Annotated in this window: 22 protein-coding genes; 5 read left to right on the forward strand and 17 right to left on the reverse strand. The window is 73.0% G+C overall.

Features of this window, described 5'->3' with window-relative positions:
• Nucleotides 1–14 precede the first annotated feature (14 nt).
• Both BLV02_RS21720 and BLV02_RS21725 read left to right on the forward strand, forming a co-directional pair.
• The gene (locus BLV02_RS21720) at nucleotides 15–881 is read left to right on the forward strand and encodes a LysR family transcriptional regulator (protein ID WP_069110100.1); all 867 of its coding nucleotides are present in this window, start codon (nucleotides 15–17) and stop codon (nucleotides 879–881) included.
• A complete protein-coding gene (locus tag BLV02_RS21725; RefSeq protein ID WP_069110101.1) occupies nucleotides 878–1,762 on the forward strand; it encodes a serine hydrolase in 885 nt (294 codons plus the stop codon). The genes BLV02_RS21720 and BLV02_RS21725 overlap by 4 nt, the downstream gene beginning before the upstream one ends.
• Here the strand turns inward: BLV02_RS21725 and BLV02_RS21730 are convergent.
• Genes BLV02_RS21730 through BLV02_RS21745 form a run of 4 tightly spaced genes read right to left on the reverse strand, consistent with a single transcriptional unit; the run spans nucleotide 1,749 to nucleotide 5,524 of the window.
• Complete coding sequence (locus tag BLV02_RS21730) at nucleotides 1,749–2,693, reverse strand: aldo/keto reductase (RefSeq protein ID WP_069110102.1); 945 nt, start codon at nucleotides 2,691–2,693, stop codon at nucleotides 1,749–1,751. The two genes, BLV02_RS21725 and BLV02_RS21730, sit on opposite strands and share 14 nt — an antisense overlap.
• Nucleotides 2,694–2,717: 24 nt before the next feature.
• Nucleotides 2,718–4,646: a GAF domain-containing protein gene (locus tag BLV02_RS21735; protein ID WP_171906678.1), complete on the reverse strand. Its 1,929-nt coding sequence runs from the start codon at nucleotides 4,644–4,646 to the stop codon at nucleotides 2,718–2,720.
• Nucleotides 4,647–4,686: 40 nt separating this feature from the next.
• Nucleotides 4,687–5,082, reverse strand: coding sequence for a response regulator (locus BLV02_RS21740; protein WP_069110103.1), 396 nt, complete (start codon nucleotides 5,080–5,082; stop codon nucleotides 4,687–4,689).
• A gap of 16 nt (nucleotides 5,083–5,098) precedes the next feature.
• Nucleotides 5,099–5,524, reverse strand: coding sequence for a hypothetical protein (locus BLV02_RS21745; protein ID WP_141711439.1), 426 nt, complete (start codon nucleotides 5,522–5,524; stop codon nucleotides 5,099–5,101).
• Nucleotides 5,525–5,710: 186 nt separating this feature from the next.
• On the opposite strand from BLV02_RS21745, the gene BLV02_RS36635 reads away from it, so the two are divergent.
• Nucleotides 5,711–5,869, forward strand: coding sequence for a hypothetical protein (locus BLV02_RS36635; RefSeq protein WP_171906679.1), 159 nt, complete (start codon nucleotides 5,711–5,713; stop codon nucleotides 5,867–5,869).
• On the opposite strand, the gene BLV02_RS21750 is transcribed toward BLV02_RS36635, so the two are convergent.
• The 5 genes from BLV02_RS21750 to BLV02_RS37740 all read right to left on the reverse strand — a co-directional run bounded on the left by BLV02_RS21750 (nucleotide 5,847) and on the right by BLV02_RS37740 (nucleotide 9,716).
• Entirely contained in the window at nucleotides 5,847–6,509 is a 663-nt protein-coding gene (locus BLV02_RS21750) for a response regulator transcription factor (RefSeq protein WP_069110105.1), read from the reverse strand. The genes BLV02_RS36635 and BLV02_RS21750 overlap by 23 nt on opposite strands.
• A gap of 92 nt (nucleotides 6,510–6,601) precedes the next feature.
• A complete protein-coding gene (locus BLV02_RS21755; protein ID WP_069110106.1) occupies nucleotides 6,602–6,958 on the reverse strand; it encodes a VOC family protein in 357 nt (118 codons plus the stop codon).
• A gap of 15 nt (nucleotides 6,959–6,973) precedes the next feature.
• Nucleotides 6,974–7,207, reverse strand: a complete 234-nt coding sequence (locus BLV02_RS21760; RefSeq protein WP_069110107.1) for a hypothetical protein — start codon at nucleotides 7,205–7,207, stop codon at nucleotides 6,974–6,976.
• Nucleotides 7,208–7,260: 53 nt separating this feature from the next.
• Nucleotides 7,261–8,031, reverse strand: a complete 771-nt coding sequence (locus tag BLV02_RS21765; protein ID WP_342762402.1) for a helix-turn-helix domain-containing protein — start codon at nucleotides 8,029–8,031, stop codon at nucleotides 7,261–7,263.
• On the reverse strand, nucleotides 7,953–9,716 hold the full coding sequence (locus tag BLV02_RS37740; protein WP_245737778.1) for a hypothetical protein: 1,764 nt from the start codon (nucleotides 9,714–9,716) through the stop codon (nucleotides 7,953–7,955). Before BLV02_RS37740 ends, BLV02_RS21765 begins: the two co-directional genes overlap by 79 nt.
• 80 nt (nucleotides 9,717–9,796) lie before the next feature.
• Between BLV02_RS37740 and BLV02_RS21770 the strand changes: the two genes are divergently transcribed.
• Complete coding sequence (locus BLV02_RS21770) at nucleotides 9,797–10,594, forward strand: thymidylate synthase (RefSeq protein WP_069110109.1); 798 nt, start codon at nucleotides 9,797–9,799, stop codon at nucleotides 10,592–10,594.
• Nucleotides 10,591–11,049, forward strand: a complete 459-nt coding sequence (locus BLV02_RS21775) for a dihydrofolate reductase (protein ID WP_069110110.1) — start codon at nucleotides 10,591–10,593, stop codon at nucleotides 11,047–11,049. The genes BLV02_RS21770 and BLV02_RS21775 overlap by 4 nt, the downstream gene beginning before the upstream one ends.
• Before the next feature lie 40 nt (nucleotides 11,050–11,089).
• Here BLV02_RS21775 and BLV02_RS21780 read toward each other — a convergent pair whose 3' ends face one another.
• From BLV02_RS21780 to BLV02_RS21810, 8 genes are all read right to left on the reverse strand, one after another.
• Entirely contained in the window at nucleotides 11,090–11,752 is a 663-nt protein-coding gene (locus tag BLV02_RS21780) for a helix-turn-helix transcriptional regulator (protein WP_069110111.1), read from the reverse strand.
• Entirely contained in the window at nucleotides 11,749–12,108 is a 360-nt protein-coding gene (locus BLV02_RS21785; protein ID WP_069110112.1) for a DUF488 domain-containing protein, read from the reverse strand. The genes BLV02_RS21780 and BLV02_RS21785 overlap by 4 nt, the downstream gene beginning before the upstream one ends.
• Entirely contained in the window at nucleotides 12,105–12,476 is a 372-nt protein-coding gene (locus BLV02_RS21790) for a cupin domain-containing protein (protein ID WP_069110113.1), read from the reverse strand. Before BLV02_RS21790 ends, BLV02_RS21785 begins: the two co-directional genes overlap by 4 nt.
• A gap of 137 nt (nucleotides 12,477–12,613) precedes the next feature.
• A complete protein-coding gene (locus BLV02_RS36640) occupies nucleotides 12,614–12,784 on the reverse strand; it encodes a hypothetical protein (RefSeq protein WP_176986531.1) in 171 nt (56 codons plus the stop codon).
• Between the two features lie 74 nt (nucleotides 12,785–12,858).
• Complete coding sequence (locus tag BLV02_RS21800) at nucleotides 12,859–13,164, reverse strand: TraR/DksA C4-type zinc finger protein (RefSeq protein WP_083288380.1); 306 nt, start codon at nucleotides 13,162–13,164, stop codon at nucleotides 12,859–12,861.
• Between the two features lie 90 nt (nucleotides 13,165–13,254).
• The gene (locus BLV02_RS36645) at nucleotides 13,255–13,413 is read right to left on the reverse strand and encodes a hypothetical protein (protein ID WP_171906680.1); all 159 of its coding nucleotides are present in this window, start codon (nucleotides 13,411–13,413) and stop codon (nucleotides 13,255–13,257) included.
• Between the two features lie 55 nt (nucleotides 13,414–13,468).
• On the reverse strand, nucleotides 13,469–15,127 hold the full coding sequence (ctaD, locus tag BLV02_RS21805; RefSeq protein ID WP_083288381.1) for an aa3-type cytochrome oxidase subunit I: 1,659 nt from the start codon (nucleotides 15,125–15,127) through the stop codon (nucleotides 13,469–13,471).
• Between the two features lie 267 nt (nucleotides 15,128–15,394).
• The gene (locus tag BLV02_RS21810) at nucleotides 15,395–16,282 is read right to left on the reverse strand and encodes a LysR family transcriptional regulator (protein WP_069110116.1); all 888 of its coding nucleotides are present in this window, start codon (nucleotides 16,280–16,282) and stop codon (nucleotides 15,395–15,397) included.
• Between the last annotated feature and the right edge of the window lie 17 nt (nucleotides 16,283–16,299).

Below are 16,299 nucleotides of genomic sequence, written 5' to 3' on the forward strand. Positions count from 1 at the left end.
AGTACGGTGCGGTCATGGACCTCGTCGCCGCCTGCGCCGCGTTCGTCGCGGTGAGCGAGCGCGGCAGCTTCACCCAGGGCGCGGCCGCCATCGGCATCCCGCAGCCGGTCGCCAGCCGCCGGGTCGCCGCGCTCGAGCAGCATCTCGGCGGCGTCGTCTTCGACCGCACGACCCGCCGGGCCGCACTCACCGACTTCGGCCGCACCATGCTGCCCGCCGCGCGCCGCGTCCTCGACGCCGCCGACGACCTGCGCGCGGGCGCCGCCCGGGCCGGCTCCGCGCCGGTCGGCCTCGCGCTGCCCGTCGACCTCCCGCTCACCGCGCTGGTCGACCTCGTCGCCGACGCCCGCGACGCTGGGGTCGCTCTGGTCGTCGAGCCCGCCGAGCCCGACCGCCGGCGCGAACTGGTCCGCGACCGCGCCGTCCGCGCGGCCGTCCTGCCGGTGCCCGAGGCCGAGGCGCGGTGGACGGTGCCGCTCGGCCTCGCGACACTGCGGCCGTCCGGCGCCCGGCGGATGTTCCTCGCCTCGCTGCGGCCCGCCCGCGACGCCGGTGTGCCCGACCGCCGCATCTGGCTGCGGCCCGAGGACGACGTGCCGCACGTCGGCGACACGCTGGCCCGGCTCGCCGTCGCCGGTGGGCTGCGCCCGTCCCAGCTGCGGGTGTCGTCGCTGGCCGGGGCGGTGGCCGAGGTCATCCGCACCGACGACGCCCTGCTGTGCACACCGCGCGAGGCGGCCGGTTGCGGGCTGACGTGGCGGCCGCTCGGCGACGCGCCGCTGGTCCGCGGGTACGCCGTCACCGCCGCCTCGGTGCTCGATGCCGACCGCCTCACGACGACGCTCGGGCCGCTGCTGGCCCGCTGCCTGGAGGCGTCATGACCGCCCTGCACGAGTGGCGCGACCACCTCGACGACGCCGGGCTGGCCGGCTCGTTCCTCGTCCGCGACCTCGACGACGGCGCCGAGCTGGCCCTCGACGCCGACGTCGAGCTGCCGATCGCGTCGCTGGTCAAGCTGCCGCTGGCGCTCGCGACGCTGGACCGCGTCAGGCGCGGCGAACTGGACGGCGCGGCGCCGGTCGAGGTCGCGCCCGGCCGCGTCGACACCCCCGGCCCGACCGGCATCACCCGGTTCCAGCACCCGGCCCGCGTCGCCGTCGACGACCTCGTCTACCTGAGTACGTCGCTGAGCGACAGCGCCGCCACCGACGCGCTGTTCGACCTCACTCCGCCGGCGCAGGTGGCCGCGGTCCTGCGCGACCTCGGCATCGACGGCTTCTCGCTGCGGCACCGCATGGACGTGCTCATGGCGACGCCGGCCGAGACGCTGGACGGCGGTTTGCGGCACGACCTCGCCATCGGCACGACCGCGCCCGGCGGCGGCAGCCCGATCGCCGAGCTGGACGTCGCGCGGGCCAACACCGCGACCGCGCGGTCGCTGGCCGCGCTGCTGGCCGCGGTGTGGACCGGCGCCGCGATCGACCCCGGCGTGGCGGCGCGGCTCCGGCAGTTGCTGGCGGCGAACGTGCACCGCAACCGGCTGGCGCCGGAGTTCGTCAGCGACGCCTCGGCGTGGTCGTCCAAGACCGGGACGCTGCTCAACCTGCGGCACGAGGCCGGCGTCGTCGAGCACGCCGACGGCGGCCGGTACGTCGTCGTCGCGCTGACGCGGTCGCGGGTCGCGGCGGCGGCCCAGCCGGCCGCCGAGATCGCGATGGGCCGCGTCGCCCGCGGCCTGCACGACGAGCTCAGGTCCAGGTGAGCGCGGAGCGGCCGGCCCAGTAGGCCTTCGGGTCCTCGGCGACGTCCGGGAAGTCCGCCGCCGTGGCGCCGGCGAGATTGCTCCGCAGCTGCTCGACGGTGGTGGCGCCGCTCAGCGCGACGTCGGTGAACGGCTGCGCGAGCACGGCGGCCAGTGCCAGCGCGTCGGGGCTCGTCCCAGCCGCGTGCGCCGCGGCGCGAACGCTCGCGACGTCGCCGCGATCGGTGAGCCGCCCGTTCGCCACCGCCTCCTTGACGACGACGTACCAGCCGGCGTCGTGGACCCGGGCCAGCGCCGGCCCGGCCGACGGCTCCAGCAGGTTCCACGTGGCCTGGACCGCGCGGAACGGCGCCCGGCCGTCCGCCGTCAGGTCCAGCGCCCGCTCGATGACGGCGCCCTGGTCCGGGCCGCTGGCCGAGAACCCGGTCGCGACGCCGTCGTGCGCGAGCTCCGCCAGCGCGGCCAGCAGCCGGTCGTCGCCGAGGGCCGGGCTGTCCGAGGTCAGGCTGTGCACGAGGTACACGTCGGGCGGCCCGCCGAGCGCGGCGAGTGTCTCCTGCCACTGCCGCCGGAACGTCTCGAGCGAGTGGTCCTTGACCTCGTGCACATCGGCGTCGACGCGCCACCCGGCGGTGTACGTGTAGCCCCACTTCGAGCCGACGGTCAGCTCGTCGCGGCGGCCCGGATGCGCCGCCAGCCACTCGCCGAGGAACCGCTCCGCCAGGCCGTACGACCGCGCCGCGTCGACGTAGCGCACCCCCGCGGCCCACGCCGCGTCGAGCACCGCGTGGGTGCGCGCCCGCAGGTCGTCGACCGACGCGCCGTCGCGGATGTCGCCGCCGTGGCCGAGCGTGAGGTAGCCGGGCCGCCCCAGCGCCGCCAGCCCGAGCCCGATGCCGCGCGCGGCCGGCCGCGTCCCCTGCGTCGTCACCCGGCCAGCGTAACGACGACCACGTCACCCCGGCGTCAGCGGCAGCGCCACCTCGAGCCGGGTGCCCTCGCCGGCCGGGCTGCTCACCACGATGCTGCCGCCGAGCGCCTCGACCCGGTCGTACAGGCCGGTCAGCCCGGTGCCGCCGGTCAGGACCGCGCCGCCGCGGCCGTCGTCGCCGACCAGCAGCCACAGCTCGCCGTCGCGCTCCTCGACGGCCAGCTCGACGTGCGTCGCGTCGGCGTGCTTGACGGTGTTGGTGAGCGCCTCCGAGGCCACGTAGTACGCCGCGACCTCGACCGCGTCGCCGTAACGGCGCTCCAGCCGCAACGTCAGGTCCACCGGGACCGGCGAGCGGCGGGCCAGCGTGCGCAGCGCGGGACCGAGCCCGCCCTCGGAGAGGATCGCCGGGTGGATGCCGCGCGACAGCTCGCGCAGCTCGTCCAGCACCGCGGTGACGTCCTCGGCGAGCCGGCCGAGCGCCGCGCCCAGGCCGGTCAGCTCGGCCGGGACCTCCGCCTGGACGTTGCGCAGCTCCAGCGCCAGCGAGACGAGCCGCTGCTGCGCGCCGTCGTGCAGGTCGCGCTCCAGCCGACGGCGGGTCGCGTCGCCCGCGGCGATCACCCGGGCGCGCGAGGCGGCCAGCTGCGCCCGGCTCTCGGTGTTGGCGATCGCGGTCGCGACGATCTCGGTGAACGCGACCAGCCGGTCCTCGGTGTCCGGTGGCAGCAGGCCGGTCCGCGACGCCACGCCGATGCTGCCCCACAGTCTCGACTCCACGACGATCGGGCTGGCCACCGTCGACGTGATGTCCTCGCCGGACAGGCTGGGCGGCTGCTCGCCGGTCTCGGCGTAGTCGATGCGGGCGGACCGCCCGGTGCGCAGCACCCGCTCGATCACCGACGGCGTCTCCGGCCGCCAGCGCGCGCCCGGCCCGCGGCGAAGCTCATCGCGCCAGCCACGCGCCGCGAGGTACGTCGCCGTCCCGTCGCTCTCGAACCGCAGCACCGACGCGCAATCCGCGCCCAGCAGTTCGCAGACCCGGTCGACGACGGCCCGGACCACCGGGCTCGGGTCGGCGCCGCCGCGGGCCGCCAGCGTCGCCACCCGGCGCAGCGCGGCCTGCTCGTCCGCATTGCGCAGCAACGCCGCGCTGGACTCGGCGTTCGTGACGGCCGTGGCCAGCAACTCGGTGAAGTGCAGGATCCGTTCCTCGGTCTCCGGCGGGAACGCGCGCGGCTGCCGCGCCGACACGACGACGACGCCCCACAGCTCCCCGCCGGTGACGACCGGGCAGCCGATGGACGAGCGGATCCCCAGCTCGCGGGCCAGCGGACCGCCGGCGCCGTTGGTCACCGCCGCTCCGGAGACGCGGACGGGCGCGCCGGTCCGCAGCACGTCCCGGGCGACGCGCGTCTCGTCGACCGGGACCCGCTCGCCGACCGGCAACCGCGCCGGCAACCGGGTCCACGCGGCCACCCGGATCACCGTCCCGCCGTCCTCGTAGCGCCCCAGCCGGGTGAGGTCGGCCCCGCAGAGCTCGCCGATCTCGCGCGTCACGGCCTCGAACAACTCCGTGGAGGGCACCCCTTTCGCCGCCAGCGTCGCGACCCGCCGCAACGCCGACTGCTCGGCCGCCAGCTCCTGCGACCGCCGCACGCTCTGGCGCAGCCCCGCCGCCAGCGCGGCCACCACCGCCGCCGTCGCCACGAAGACCGCGAACGCCACCACGGCCGTCCCTTCGCTCTGCGGCGGCGCGATGAGCAGCACGAACGTGATGACACTCAACGCCGACACCAGCGCCGCGGGGCCCACACCCCACCAGAGCGCCACCGGCACGACGGCCAGCAGGTACAGGATCAGCAGCGCGCGCGGCGGCAGGTGCAGGTTCAGGAACGCGACCAGGGCGGTGACCAGCCCGACGAGGCCGACGCCGATGATCGCCCCACCCACCCACCGCCGCAGCGGCGAGTCGGTCAGCGGCCCTGACGTCTCACTGCTCCCCTGACGCCACCACATCTCGCACGGCTCTCGCCGAGAGATCGGCCTTCCAGACGAATCCCGTCGCCGGGCTGGCCGACACCAGCTCCGCGACGTCGTCCTCGCGGCGGGTCGAGATCAGGACCACGTGCGGGCGGGCGAACGGGTCGGCGGCGACGATGCGGTGGACGAGGTCGAAGCCGCTCTCGGTGCCGAGGGCGATGTCGACCAGCACGACGTCCGGTCGCAGGGCGCCGATGAGTTCGAGTGCCTGTGTCGTCGTGGTCGCTGTCCCCACCACCTCCAGGCCGCCGCGTTCGAGGCTGGAACGCGCCACGGCCAGGAATCTCTCGTTGTCATCAACGATGACACAGCGCCGTACCACCGCACCAGCATTGCACCAGAGCATCAGTCCGGCATTGCTGCTAACGGGAAACCCGGCCAGGGCCGAAGGTCCGCTCCGAATGGAACTCCCGCATGGCCGCGGCAGCGTCGCGCAGCCGCTGCGCGAGGTGCAGCGCCTGCTCGACGTCCAGGTCGTATTCCCCCACCTCGCCGCCGTCCCCGGTCAGCCGAACCCGCAGCAGACCGGTGTGGTGTTCGCCGTGCACGGTCGCCGACAAGCGTGGGTCGGCCGTGGGGACGGCGGCGAGCGGGCCGGCTTTGAGGGGGGCGCCGGCCGTGGGTGAGCCGGCGCGGGGGTGGCCGGCTGCGGGGTCGTGGCGCCAGGGGTCAGCGTCGGGGGAATCCGGCTTCCGGCCGGGCATCACGACATCCAGGGGTCGATCCGGACGGGCATGGGGCGCGACGGCCGTCACCGGGCCATGGAAAGCGTGGGCAACGCGGCTCATCGGGACCTCCTCACACTCGAACGGAACGCTTGCATCGAGCCTCGTCCTGGGCAGCGGGCCGCACATCGCGGCCAGCAGGAGTTCCGGGCTTCCTGCTAGCCGGTAGACGAGGCACCCGCTGGCCCTGACGACACGGCCGCCGGCACGGCGCGATGCTGGCGAGACGGGGGTGAAAGGAGCCGAACCATGCTGGCCCACCGTGAGGACCTGTCGACCCGCGACCTGCTGTCGATGCTCAACGTGCCACTCGAAGCCGTGCCGGCGGTCGTCGAGGAGACCGGGCGGCTGCTGGCCGCGCGCATCGCCGTCGCGGCCGACGACGCTACCGCTGCTCCAGAAAGGTGAGCACCGCCAGCACCCGCCGGTGATCGTCGTCGCCCTCGGGCAGGTCGAGCTTGGTGAGGATGCTGCGCACGTGCTTCTCGATGGTGCCCTCGGTCACCCAGAGCCGGCGCGCCACGCCGGCGTTCGAGCGTCCCTCGGCGACCAGCGCCAGCACCTCCCGCTCGCGCTCCGTCAGCACGGCCAGCGGATCGTGCCGCCGGTTCGCGCCGACCAGTTCCTGCACCAGCGCCGGGTCGACGACGCTCGCGCCCCTGGCCACCCGCTCCACCGTGTCGACGAACTCGGCGACGTCCGTCACCCGGCTCTTCAGCAGGTAGCCGATGCCCTCGCCGCTGGACAGCAGCTGCATCGCGTGCTCCACCTCGACGTGCGCGGACAGCACCAGGATCGCCGTCGCCGGGTGGTCGCGCCGGATCGCGTGCGCCGCTTCCAGCCCCTCGGTCCCGTGATCGGGCGGCATCCTGATGTCGACGACGACGAGGTCGGGCCCGGTGGCCGCCACCAGCTCCATCAGTTCCGGCGCATCGCCCGCCTGACCGACGACCACGAACCCGGACCGGTCGAACAGGCTGGCCAGACCCTCGCGCAGGAGGACGTCGTCGTCGGCGATGACGACCCTCGTGCCGCTCGTTCCGGTCATCTCGGCCCCCCGGGCCCGCGCACGGACCCTCACCCCAGTCTGACAGCGAACCGGCCGATGGGGTGCGGCGGATTTCAGGGGGCGGCCGGTGGCTACGCCTGGGTCAGGTCCTGGACGAAGACGACGGTGTTCCCGGCCGGGTCGACCGCCTCGGCCGACTTCACGACTCCGTAGTCGGCCACCTCGCCCACGGCGACGCCCGCGGCCGCACAGGCCTCCCGCTGCACGTCGAGGTCCGCGACGCCGACGACGACGGTCGTGCGCCCGGACGCGCCGGGGTCGACGGACACCTGGATCCACGCGTTCGCGGCCAGCTGCCACTCGGCGACGCCGTCCATGGGCTCGACGTCGGGGCCGCGCCCGATCCACTTCCGGTACCAGGCGACGGCCGCCGGGTGATCGGTGACCGGCAACACGCCGACGACGTTGAGCAGGTTGGTTTCGGACATGAGAATGGTGCTCCTTCAGGTTTCTGTCGTGCTGGTGGTCAGGTCGTCCGGAGGTTTCAGCGCCGGATCGACGGCGCCGGTGTTGATACCCACCAGGCGCCATTCGACGATGTCCGGCACGTAGTGTCCGTGCCGGACCAGCGGGTCCCTGCGCACCCAGTCCGCCGCCTCTCGCCGCGTGGGCGTGTGCAGCAGATACGCCGCCTCCGCACCGGCCACCGGGACGTCGAAATCGCCGCGGATTTCCACGCGCTCCACGGTAGGGACGCCGGTGGACGGTGTCTTGGAGAAAAGTCCGCCGCTCAGTCGGTCAGGCTCGACGACTCCGGAAACGGGGTGGCGGCCAGGAAGCTGCGCGGCGATACGCCCGCGAACTCGCGGAAGTCGGCGTTCATGTGCGAGTGGTCGTAGTAGCCGTACGCGAGCGCCGTCTGGCTCAGGCTTTCCTCGGTGCCGGGAAGCGCGGCCGCCAGCCGGCGGAACCGGACGATCCGGGAGAAGAGCTTGGGTTTCACGCCCACTTGGTGCTCGAACGCGGTGGCGAACCGCTTCGGGGAGGCGCCGACGCGGTCGATGAGGCCGGCGATGGGCGTGGTGCCGCCGGTGCGCTCGATCTCGGCGACGGCGTAGGCCACGCTCGGGTCGGTGCGCGGGCCGTCGCCGAGCCGGTCGACGATCCAGCGCTGCACGAGGCGCAGGCGCGCCTCGTCGGACCCGGCCGCGGCCAGGCGCTCGGTGAGCCGGCGCGTCTCCCCGCCGCCGATGACGTCGTGCAGGTCGACGGCGGCGCCGGTCAGCTCCTGCTGCGGCAGGCCGAAGAGGGCGAGCGCGCCCGCGGGACGCAGCCGCACGCCGAGCAGGCGCGACCTCGTGGCGGGGGTCTCGATCACCAGCGGCGCGACCAGGAGCCCGGTGAGCGACACCGGCGGACACGCGGCCGCGGGCTGTCCCTCAACGACGCGGAACGGTGCCGACGGCTCGTCCAGCCGCACGATCAGGTCGAGCTCGCCCGTCGGGTAGTAGCGCTCGCGCCGGCTGAGGCGCCCGTCGAACAGCCAGATGGACTCGACCAGCCCGGCGAGCGCGCTGGGCCGGCAGGTGAGCTGCGTCCACGCGCCGAGCTCCGACTCCTCGCGCCGGGAGACGACGTCCATACGGGCAGGCTACCCGGCATGGCCGGCCGGCCGGCCGACTCGATGCTCGACTCCTGGATCCCCGTCCCCGCGCAGGGATCCGGCGGTTCCGTCCGGTCGAGGCCGCGGCGCAGCCAGACCGGGTGGTCGCAGACGGTCGCGAACCTGACGTAGTCCGTGGCGAGCGCCCGCGCGACGCGGTGGGCGTCCAGGTCCCACGTCCGCAGCGCGTCCCACCCGACGACCCAGGTCGGGGCGCGACGCGGATCGGTCAGCGTCGCGGCGAGCAGGGTGAGCTGCGGGTCGAGGGTCCGGACCGGGAGGCTCCACGCGTACGGGTAGGCGGGGCGAAGGCCCGACGCGTTCACGACGTTCGCATGGGTGTAGAGCACCGCCACGGAGTCGCCGCGCTCCGCGGCCCGCTCCAGCCACTCACCGGTGGCCTGCACGGTGTTCTCCCTGGTCACCTGGACGGCGGCCGCGGGCGAAACGATCAGGGTCGCGACGACGGGAACGACGACGAACAGCCGCACCAGCCATCGGCCGCGGCCCGGCTGCACCGCGAGCACCCCGGCCGCCAGCGCCAGCATGGGGGCGAGGCCGATGAGGTAGTGCGGCGAGTAGTTCCCGCCGAGCGCCACGCCCGCGACCTCGACGAGCCCGGCGGCCGCGCACGCCAGGAACAGCGGCGAGCACCGCCGGACCTGCCGTCGGCCCGCGACGACAACGGCGATCGCGAGCGTCACGATGCCGCTGAGCAGCGCGATGCCCAGCAGCTCGCGCAGGCGGCTGTCCGGCCCGGCGTACGCCGACCGCGCGATCACCATCGACGCGTCCACCCGGAAGCCGTACATGGCGTAGACGAGGTCGCCGAGCCCGGTGTGCGTGTACGCCCACCCGGCGGCGGCCGCCACCGGCAGCGCGAACCCGGCCCCCGCGGCGCCCGCGACGGCCAGCAGCCGGCGGCGCCGCACGCGCCCCGTCAGGCCCTCCGCGAGCCCGAGCACCAGCAGGAAGACGGCCGCGTCCGCGAAGTTCTGCTTCGCCAGCATGGCCGCCGCGGCGGCGGTCCCGGCCAGCGCGCCCAGCGCCACCGCGGACCGGTACGACACCCGTCCGCGGACCGCGTGGATCCCCGCGGCGACGCCGGCCATCGTCCACGTCGCCGCCACCAGCTCGCCGTTCAGCGCGAACGTCTGCGTCAGCGGGCTGTTCATCAGGAAGAACGCCGCCCACGCCGACCACGTGGCGGCACGCGCGCCGCGGGCGGCCCACCCGGCCCAGCCCGCCGCCAGGACGAAGGCCGCCGCCAGCAGACCCGCGACGATGCGCACCCCGTACGGGCCGAGCAGGTTCGCGACCCAGAACGTGGCGATCAGCCCCGGCGGGCGGTCGACCCACTGCGGGCCGTACAGGTACTCGCCGCCGCTGCCCCACCAGCGCGCCACCATCGCCAGCCCGCCCTCGTCGGACAGCAGCGGGCCGGTCACGTAGAGCAGGTGCAGGGCGAGCGTGAGCAGGCCGGCGAGCGCGACGGCGGGGCCGGCCGGACGCCCGGCGCCGGCTCCCTCGCGCGCCGGCCGCGGCGTCACCTCAGCCGTGCCGACGACACGCTCAGTGACCACGATGACCCCGATACCCACCGTAGCCGCGCGCGGGCGTCCGTCGTCCCGGAAAACGCCGGTGCCTCGTCTAGGCTCGAGGTATGCCGGACACGCAGTACGAAGACCTGCTCCGCCACGTGCTCGACACCGGCGCCCGCAAGGGCGACCGCACGGGCACGGGCACGCGGTCGGTCTTCGGGCATCAGCTGCGCTACCCACTGGCCGACGGCTTCCCGCTCGTCACCACGAAGAAGGTGCACTTCCGCTCCATCGCGTACGAGCTGCTGTGGTTCCTGCGCGGCGACTCCAACGTCACCTGGCTGCGCGACAACGGCGTCACCATCTGGGACGAGTGGGCCGCGCCCGACGGCGACCTCGGCCCGGTCTACGGCGTGCAGTGGCGCTCGTGGCCGACGCCCGGCGGCGGGCACGTCGACCAGATCAGCGAGGTGCTGCGCACGCTGCGCGAGAACCCCGATTCGCGGCGCATCATCGTGTCCGCCTGGAACGTCGCCGACATCCCGCGCATGGCGCTGCCGCCGTGCCACGCGCTCTTCCAGTTCCACGTCGCCGACGGCAAACTCTCCTGCCAGCTGTACCAGCGCAGTGCCGACCTCTTCCTCGGCGTGCCGTTCAACATCGCCAGCTACGCGCTGCTGACGCACATGATCGCCGCCCAGGTGGGCCTCGGCGTCGGCGACTTCATCTGGACCGGCGGCGACTGCCACATCTACGACAACCACGAAGAGCAGGTCCGCACCCAGCTGGCCCGCGAGGCGCGGCCGTTCCCGACCCTGGGTCTGAAGCCGGCGGACAGCCTGTTCGACTACACCTACGAACACTTCACGCTCGACGGCTACGACCCGCACCCCGGCATCAAGGCGCCGGTGGCGGTGTGATCGGGCTCGTCTGGGCGCAGTCCGCCAACGGCGTCATCGGCCGCGACGGCACGCTGCCGTGGCACCTGCCGGAGGACATGAAGCACTTCCGCACCCTGACCGCGGGCGCGACCGTGCTGATGGGCCGCCGCACCTGGGAGTCGCTGCCGCCCCGGTTCCGTCCGCTGCCGGGCCGGCGCAACCTCGTGCTGTCGCGCACGCCGCAGGAGGGCGTCGAGACCTTCACCGACCTGTCGGCGGCACTCGCCGCGGCGACCGGGGACGTGTGGGTGATGGGCGGCGAGGCGGTGTACCGGGCGGCGCTGCCGCTGGCGGACCGCGTCGTGGTCACCGAGCTGCGCGAGTCCTTCGACGGCGACACCCTCGCCCCGGACGTCGGCCGCCCGCCCGACTCCGTCGGCCCCTGGCACGAGTCGTCGAACGGTTTGCACTACCGGCTGCTGACCTGGGGCTGAGCCCGTCAGGCCGAGACCACCGTGCCCAGCCACACGAACGTCACGGCGGCGGTCGTCGCCATGGCCCCGGTCCGAGCTGGGCGACGCACAGGTCCGGTTCGACGAACGGGTCCAGGCGCTCGACCGTCGTGCCCGCGTCCCAGGCGGCGAGCGCGCCGCGCATGAGACCGAGGTGCACCGGGCAGACCACGTCGGCGCCGGTCTCGGCGAGTTCGAGGAACGGGCAGTGCCGCAAGCCGATCTGCTCCTGCCCGTCGGCGATGCGGCGCTCCGGTGCGAAGCCCAGACCGTCGAGCAGCTCGACCAGCCGGTCGACGGGCGCCGCCGGCTCCGCTGCTTCGCTCATGGCGAGGTGTTCTCCCCACACTCGGCCCGCCTCGGCCGCACGCGAGCGGGCGTCCGGTGTCGCCAGCAGCTGCTGCGCCAGGATCTCGGCGAGCAGCCGGTAGTGCCTGGGGCCGGTCGGGTCCATCGCCCGCACGGCGCGGTAGAGCAGCGGCGGCCGGCCGGGTGAGTGTCGTTCGGGTCGCACCAGCTCGACCTGACCGCTCGCGGTGAGCGTGTTCAGGTGGAAGCGGACGGTGTTCGGGTGCACGCCCAGCCGGTCGGCGATGGAGGCGATGCCCAACGGCGCGTCCGCCTCCTTCACCACCCGCAGCACGTCGAGGCGACGCCCCTGCGGCGGGTCGTGGGCCGAGCTCACGGGGCTTCTGCCAGCAGCCGGGCCAACACCGTCAGATGACTGAGCTGTACCTCGCGCGTGGCCGTCACCAGCGTCGTCGGGCCCGCCGCCACGAACGCCGCCACCTCGGCGAGCGCGGCTGCGCCACTGCCGTCGGCCAGTTCGAGCTCGTAGCGGTGCGCGAACTCGTCGTACCGCTCGGGCCGGTGGTCGTACCAGCGCCGCAGCTGCGTCGACGGCGCGACCTCGGGGATCCAGCGGTCGATCCTGGGGTCGTCGCGCCGCACGCCGCGCGGCCACAGCCGGTCGACGAGGACCCGCCGGCCCCGCCCGTCCGGTTCGTCGTAGACCCGGCCGATCCGCACGCTCGTGGTCATGGGACCGTCCGGGCCGGGGCCGTCACGACCGTCAGCAGGACGACGGAATCCTCGGCCGCGGCCAGGCTGTGCCGCTCGGGCGGGATGATCAGGTGGTCACCCGCGCTCGCCTCCGCGGACCGGTCGCCCGCGGCCAGCCGGACCCGTCCGACCAGCACCTGCAGAGTCGCCTCGCCCGGACTCTCGTGCTCGTCGAGGGCCCGGCCGGCGAGCAGCGCCAGCACGGTCTGACGCAGGACGTGTCCGTGACCTCCGTGGATGGTGCGCGCGCTCCGGCCGCTCGTCGCCGCGCGAGCCGCGGCCAGTTGCTCGTCGGCCACGCCGGCCAACGCCAGCGTGGTGCTCGCGACGCCGTGCTCAGCTGTCATGCCGCCGAGTTTACACAACCCATCGTTGTGAAAACTCGGCGGGCGGCCGAGGCCGGCGACGGCTACCCAAATGGGCAACAGGAGACCGTCGCGGCCCCGGCCTGGGTGAGTACTCGGCGCGGCTGCCACCAGAGGAATCAGCCCGTCGCGCCTTTCCGCGGCTTGATGAACGGCGTGCCTTCGCTCTTTTCGCGCTTGGCCGCTCGCTTTTCTTTCAGCGTCAGTTTCGCGGGCTTTTTGGTGTTGGCTCCGCGTGGCGTTTTCCCAGCCATTTCCACTCGCTTCCCCTCGTCGGTTGGCGGGTTCATCCCGACCATAGCCCACGTGTCGAGAAAAGGCCATTTCCATTCTGCTCAGAGAAAAAGGCCGCAAAAAGGCGGGGCTACACGCCGGCGCAGCGGACGCAGACACTCGTCCAGGGACGCAGTTCGAGGCGTTCCGCCGGAATGCGTTTCCGACAGCGTTCACACAGACCGAACGTGCCGTCCGCCAGCCGTCGCCGGGCGGCCCGGATCTCGGCCAGGATCCGTGCGACCGTCTGCCGGTGCGCCGAGGCCGGGGTCGGATCTCCGTCGCGCGGCGGCGGCAGGTCGTCGAGCTGACGTTGCCGGCTGGCCTCGGCGTCCTTCAACACCATGTCGATGCTGTGCCGAACGTCGGCAGGGGATTCTTGGGTGTGGGTGTTCATGTCCTGTCCTCGGCTTCTGTCACGGCGCGCCACCGGGGCGCGCACGGCCACCGTGCGCCTTCACCAGGGCGGCACGGTTACGGGGCAGGACTACGGCGGCGGAGCGCGGTCGACGCTGCGACGCAGGACGTCGAGGCCGCGCATGCCGCGAGCCGACTGGGCCAGCTCGAGCGCCAGCAGCGCGGCTCCCGACGGCACGTGGGCGGGCTCGGCCGAAGCCTTCTGCGCCGACGCCCACGTGTGGATCATGTTTCGACCATAGCAACGAAACCCGACGTCAGCCAGCCGCGAAGCGCGGACGTCCTCAGGCCGTGTCAGGGTTCTCCCCGTCGGGCCCCGCGACGTCGGGTGGGCCGAGTGTCTGGGTGAGTGGCCCCGCACGCGTGGGCTCCCGCTCCGCCAGCCCGGCGGCCTCGGGGAACTTGAGGTCGAACGCCGGCCGCTCGCTGCGCACCCGCGGCAGCGAGGTGAAGTTGTGCCGGGGCGGCGGGCAGGAGGTGGCCCACTCCAGCGAGTTGCCGAACCCCCACGGATCGTCGACCTCGACCTTCGGCGCGAGTCGGCTCTGCCAGACGTTCCACAGGAACGGCAGGGTCGACGCGGCCAGGACGAACGCGAACACCGACGAGAACTGGTTGAGGAAGGTGAAGCCGTCCTCGGGCGCGTAGTCGGAATACCGACGCGGGAAGCCCTCGACGCCGAGCCAGTGCTGCACCATGAAGGTGCCGTGGAAGCCGATGAACAGCAGCCAGAAATGGATCTTGCCGAGACGTTCGTTCAGCATGCGTCCGGTGAACTTGGGCCACCAGAAATAGAACCCGGAGAACATCGCGAACACGACGGTGCCGAACACCACGTAATGGAAGTGCGCCACCACGAAATAGGTGTCGGACACCTGGAAGTCCAGCGGCGGCGACGCCAGGATGACACCGGTCATCCCACCGAACAGGAACGTCACGAGGAACCCGAGCGCGAACAGCATGGGCGTCTCGAACGTGATGGACCCGCGCCACATGGTGCCGATCCAGGCGAAGAACTTCAGCCCGGTCGGGATGGCGATGAGCATGGTCATCGCCGCGAAGAAGGGCAGATTGACCGCCCCCGTGACGTACATGTGGTGCGCCCACACCGACACCGACAGCATGGCGATGAACAGCGTGGCGAACACCAGGCCCTTGTAACCGAACAAGGGTTTTCGGCTGAAGACCGGTATGACCTCGGTGATGATGCCGAAGAACGGCAACGCGATGATGTAGACCTCGGGATGGCCGAAGAACCAGAACAGGTGCTGCCACAGCACCGCGCCGCCCACCGTCGGGTCGTAGATGTGGGTATCCAGCGTCCTGTCGGCGAGCATCGCGAACAGCGCGGCCGCGAGCAGCGGGAACGCGATCAGCACCATGATGGACGTCACCAGGATGTTCCACGTGAAGATCGGCATCCGGAACATCGTCATGCCCGGCGCGCGCAAGCACACGATGGTGGTGATGAAGTTGACGGCGCCGAAGATGGTGCCGAAACCGCTCATCGCCAGGCCGGCGACCCACAGATCGCCGCCGATACTCGGGCTGTAGACGGTGTTGTGCAACGGCGCGTAGGCGAACCAGCCGAAGTCGGCCGCACCGCCCGGCGTGATGAACCCGGCGCAGACGATCAGCCCGCCGAACACGAACAGGTAGAAGCTGAACATGTTCAGCCGCGGGAACGCGACGTCGGGCGCCCCCATCTGCAACGGCACGATGATGTTGCCGAACCCGATGAACAACGGGGTCGCGAACAGCAACAGCATGAGCGTGCCGTGCATGGTGAACAGCTGGTTGTACATCTCGTCGCTGACCACCTGACGCCCGGGCGAGAACAACTCCGCGCGGATGAGCAGCGCCAGCACCCCGGCGAACAGGAAGAACCCGAACGACGCGATCAGGTACATGTACCCGATGATCTTGTGGTCGGTGGACGTCATCCACCGCACCACCACGTTGCCTTTCCGCCTGGGCCTGACAACCCCGTCGCGTGCGGCGGCGGTGCGCTCCAGAAACGTGGTCACCGGTCACCTCCGGTATCGCCGAGCGACCCCCCGTCGCCGACCGGCATGACCTGAGATCTCGATCAGCCCGTCAGCACATCGTCGCCAATTCCCCATTCTGCGACCGGTACTCCCCGTCCACCACCCTTCCGGCGACGCGGAGTTGTCGAACGCCATCGCTCACGGCCGGACACCTGGACAACGTCAGGGGAGGTCCGCAACGGCCTGGGTGACCGCGGCGCGCAAGGCGGCCAGTGCCGGGCGCAGTTCGCCGCCGCGGCGGTGCGTGAGCGCGACCCGGCGGTGCTCGGGCAGCTGCGTGAACGTCAGGCCGGCCGGCGGATCGGCGGTGGCCAGTCCGGGCACGATGGCCACCCCGTGGCCGGCGGCGACAAGCGCGAGCGCGGTGGGGAAGTCGTCGATCTGGTGCCGCACCCGGGGCTCGAACCCGGCCGCCTGGCAGATCCGCTCGGCTGCGAGCCGGCACAGCGTGCCCGGGCTGCCCAGCACCCAGGCGGCGCCGCGGAAGGACGCGAGCGGATGCCCGGCCGGGTCGGACGGGCGGGTCGAGGCAAGGAACAGCGGCTCGGTCAGCACGACCGTCGAGGTCAATGCGGGATGCTCCGGCTGCGGCACGTGGTCGTAGTCGTGCGTCAGAGCGACGTCCAGTTCGCCGGTCCGGGTCAGGTCGGCGGCATCGACCGGATCGGCTTCGACGACGGTGAACTCCAGACCGGGATGGTCCCGGCCGAGCACGGCCAGCGCCGGCGGCAGGATCGCGCGAGCGGCGGATGGGAACGCGCCGATCCGCAGCACGTCGGTCAGCTGCGCCTTCGACGCGGCGATCGAGGACTCCGCGCGCTCGAGCTGGCCCAGGATCGCCTCGGTGTGCGTCACCAGCCGGCGGGCGATCGGGGTCAGCCGCACCCGCCGGCCGGTCCGTTCCAACAGCGGCACGCCGGCCTCGCGTTCCAGGACGGCCAGCTGCTGCGACACGGCCGACGGCGTGTAGGCGAGCGCCTGGGCCACCGCGGCGATGGTGTCGCGATAGGCCAGCTCCCGCAGCAGCCGGAGCCGATGGAGGTCGAGCATCAGTTCAGCTTACGCCC

It is taken from the genome of Jiangella alba (assembly GCF_900106035.1).
Taxonomy (GTDB): domain Bacteria; phylum Actinomycetota; class Actinomycetes; order Jiangellales; family Jiangellaceae; genus Jiangella; species Jiangella alba.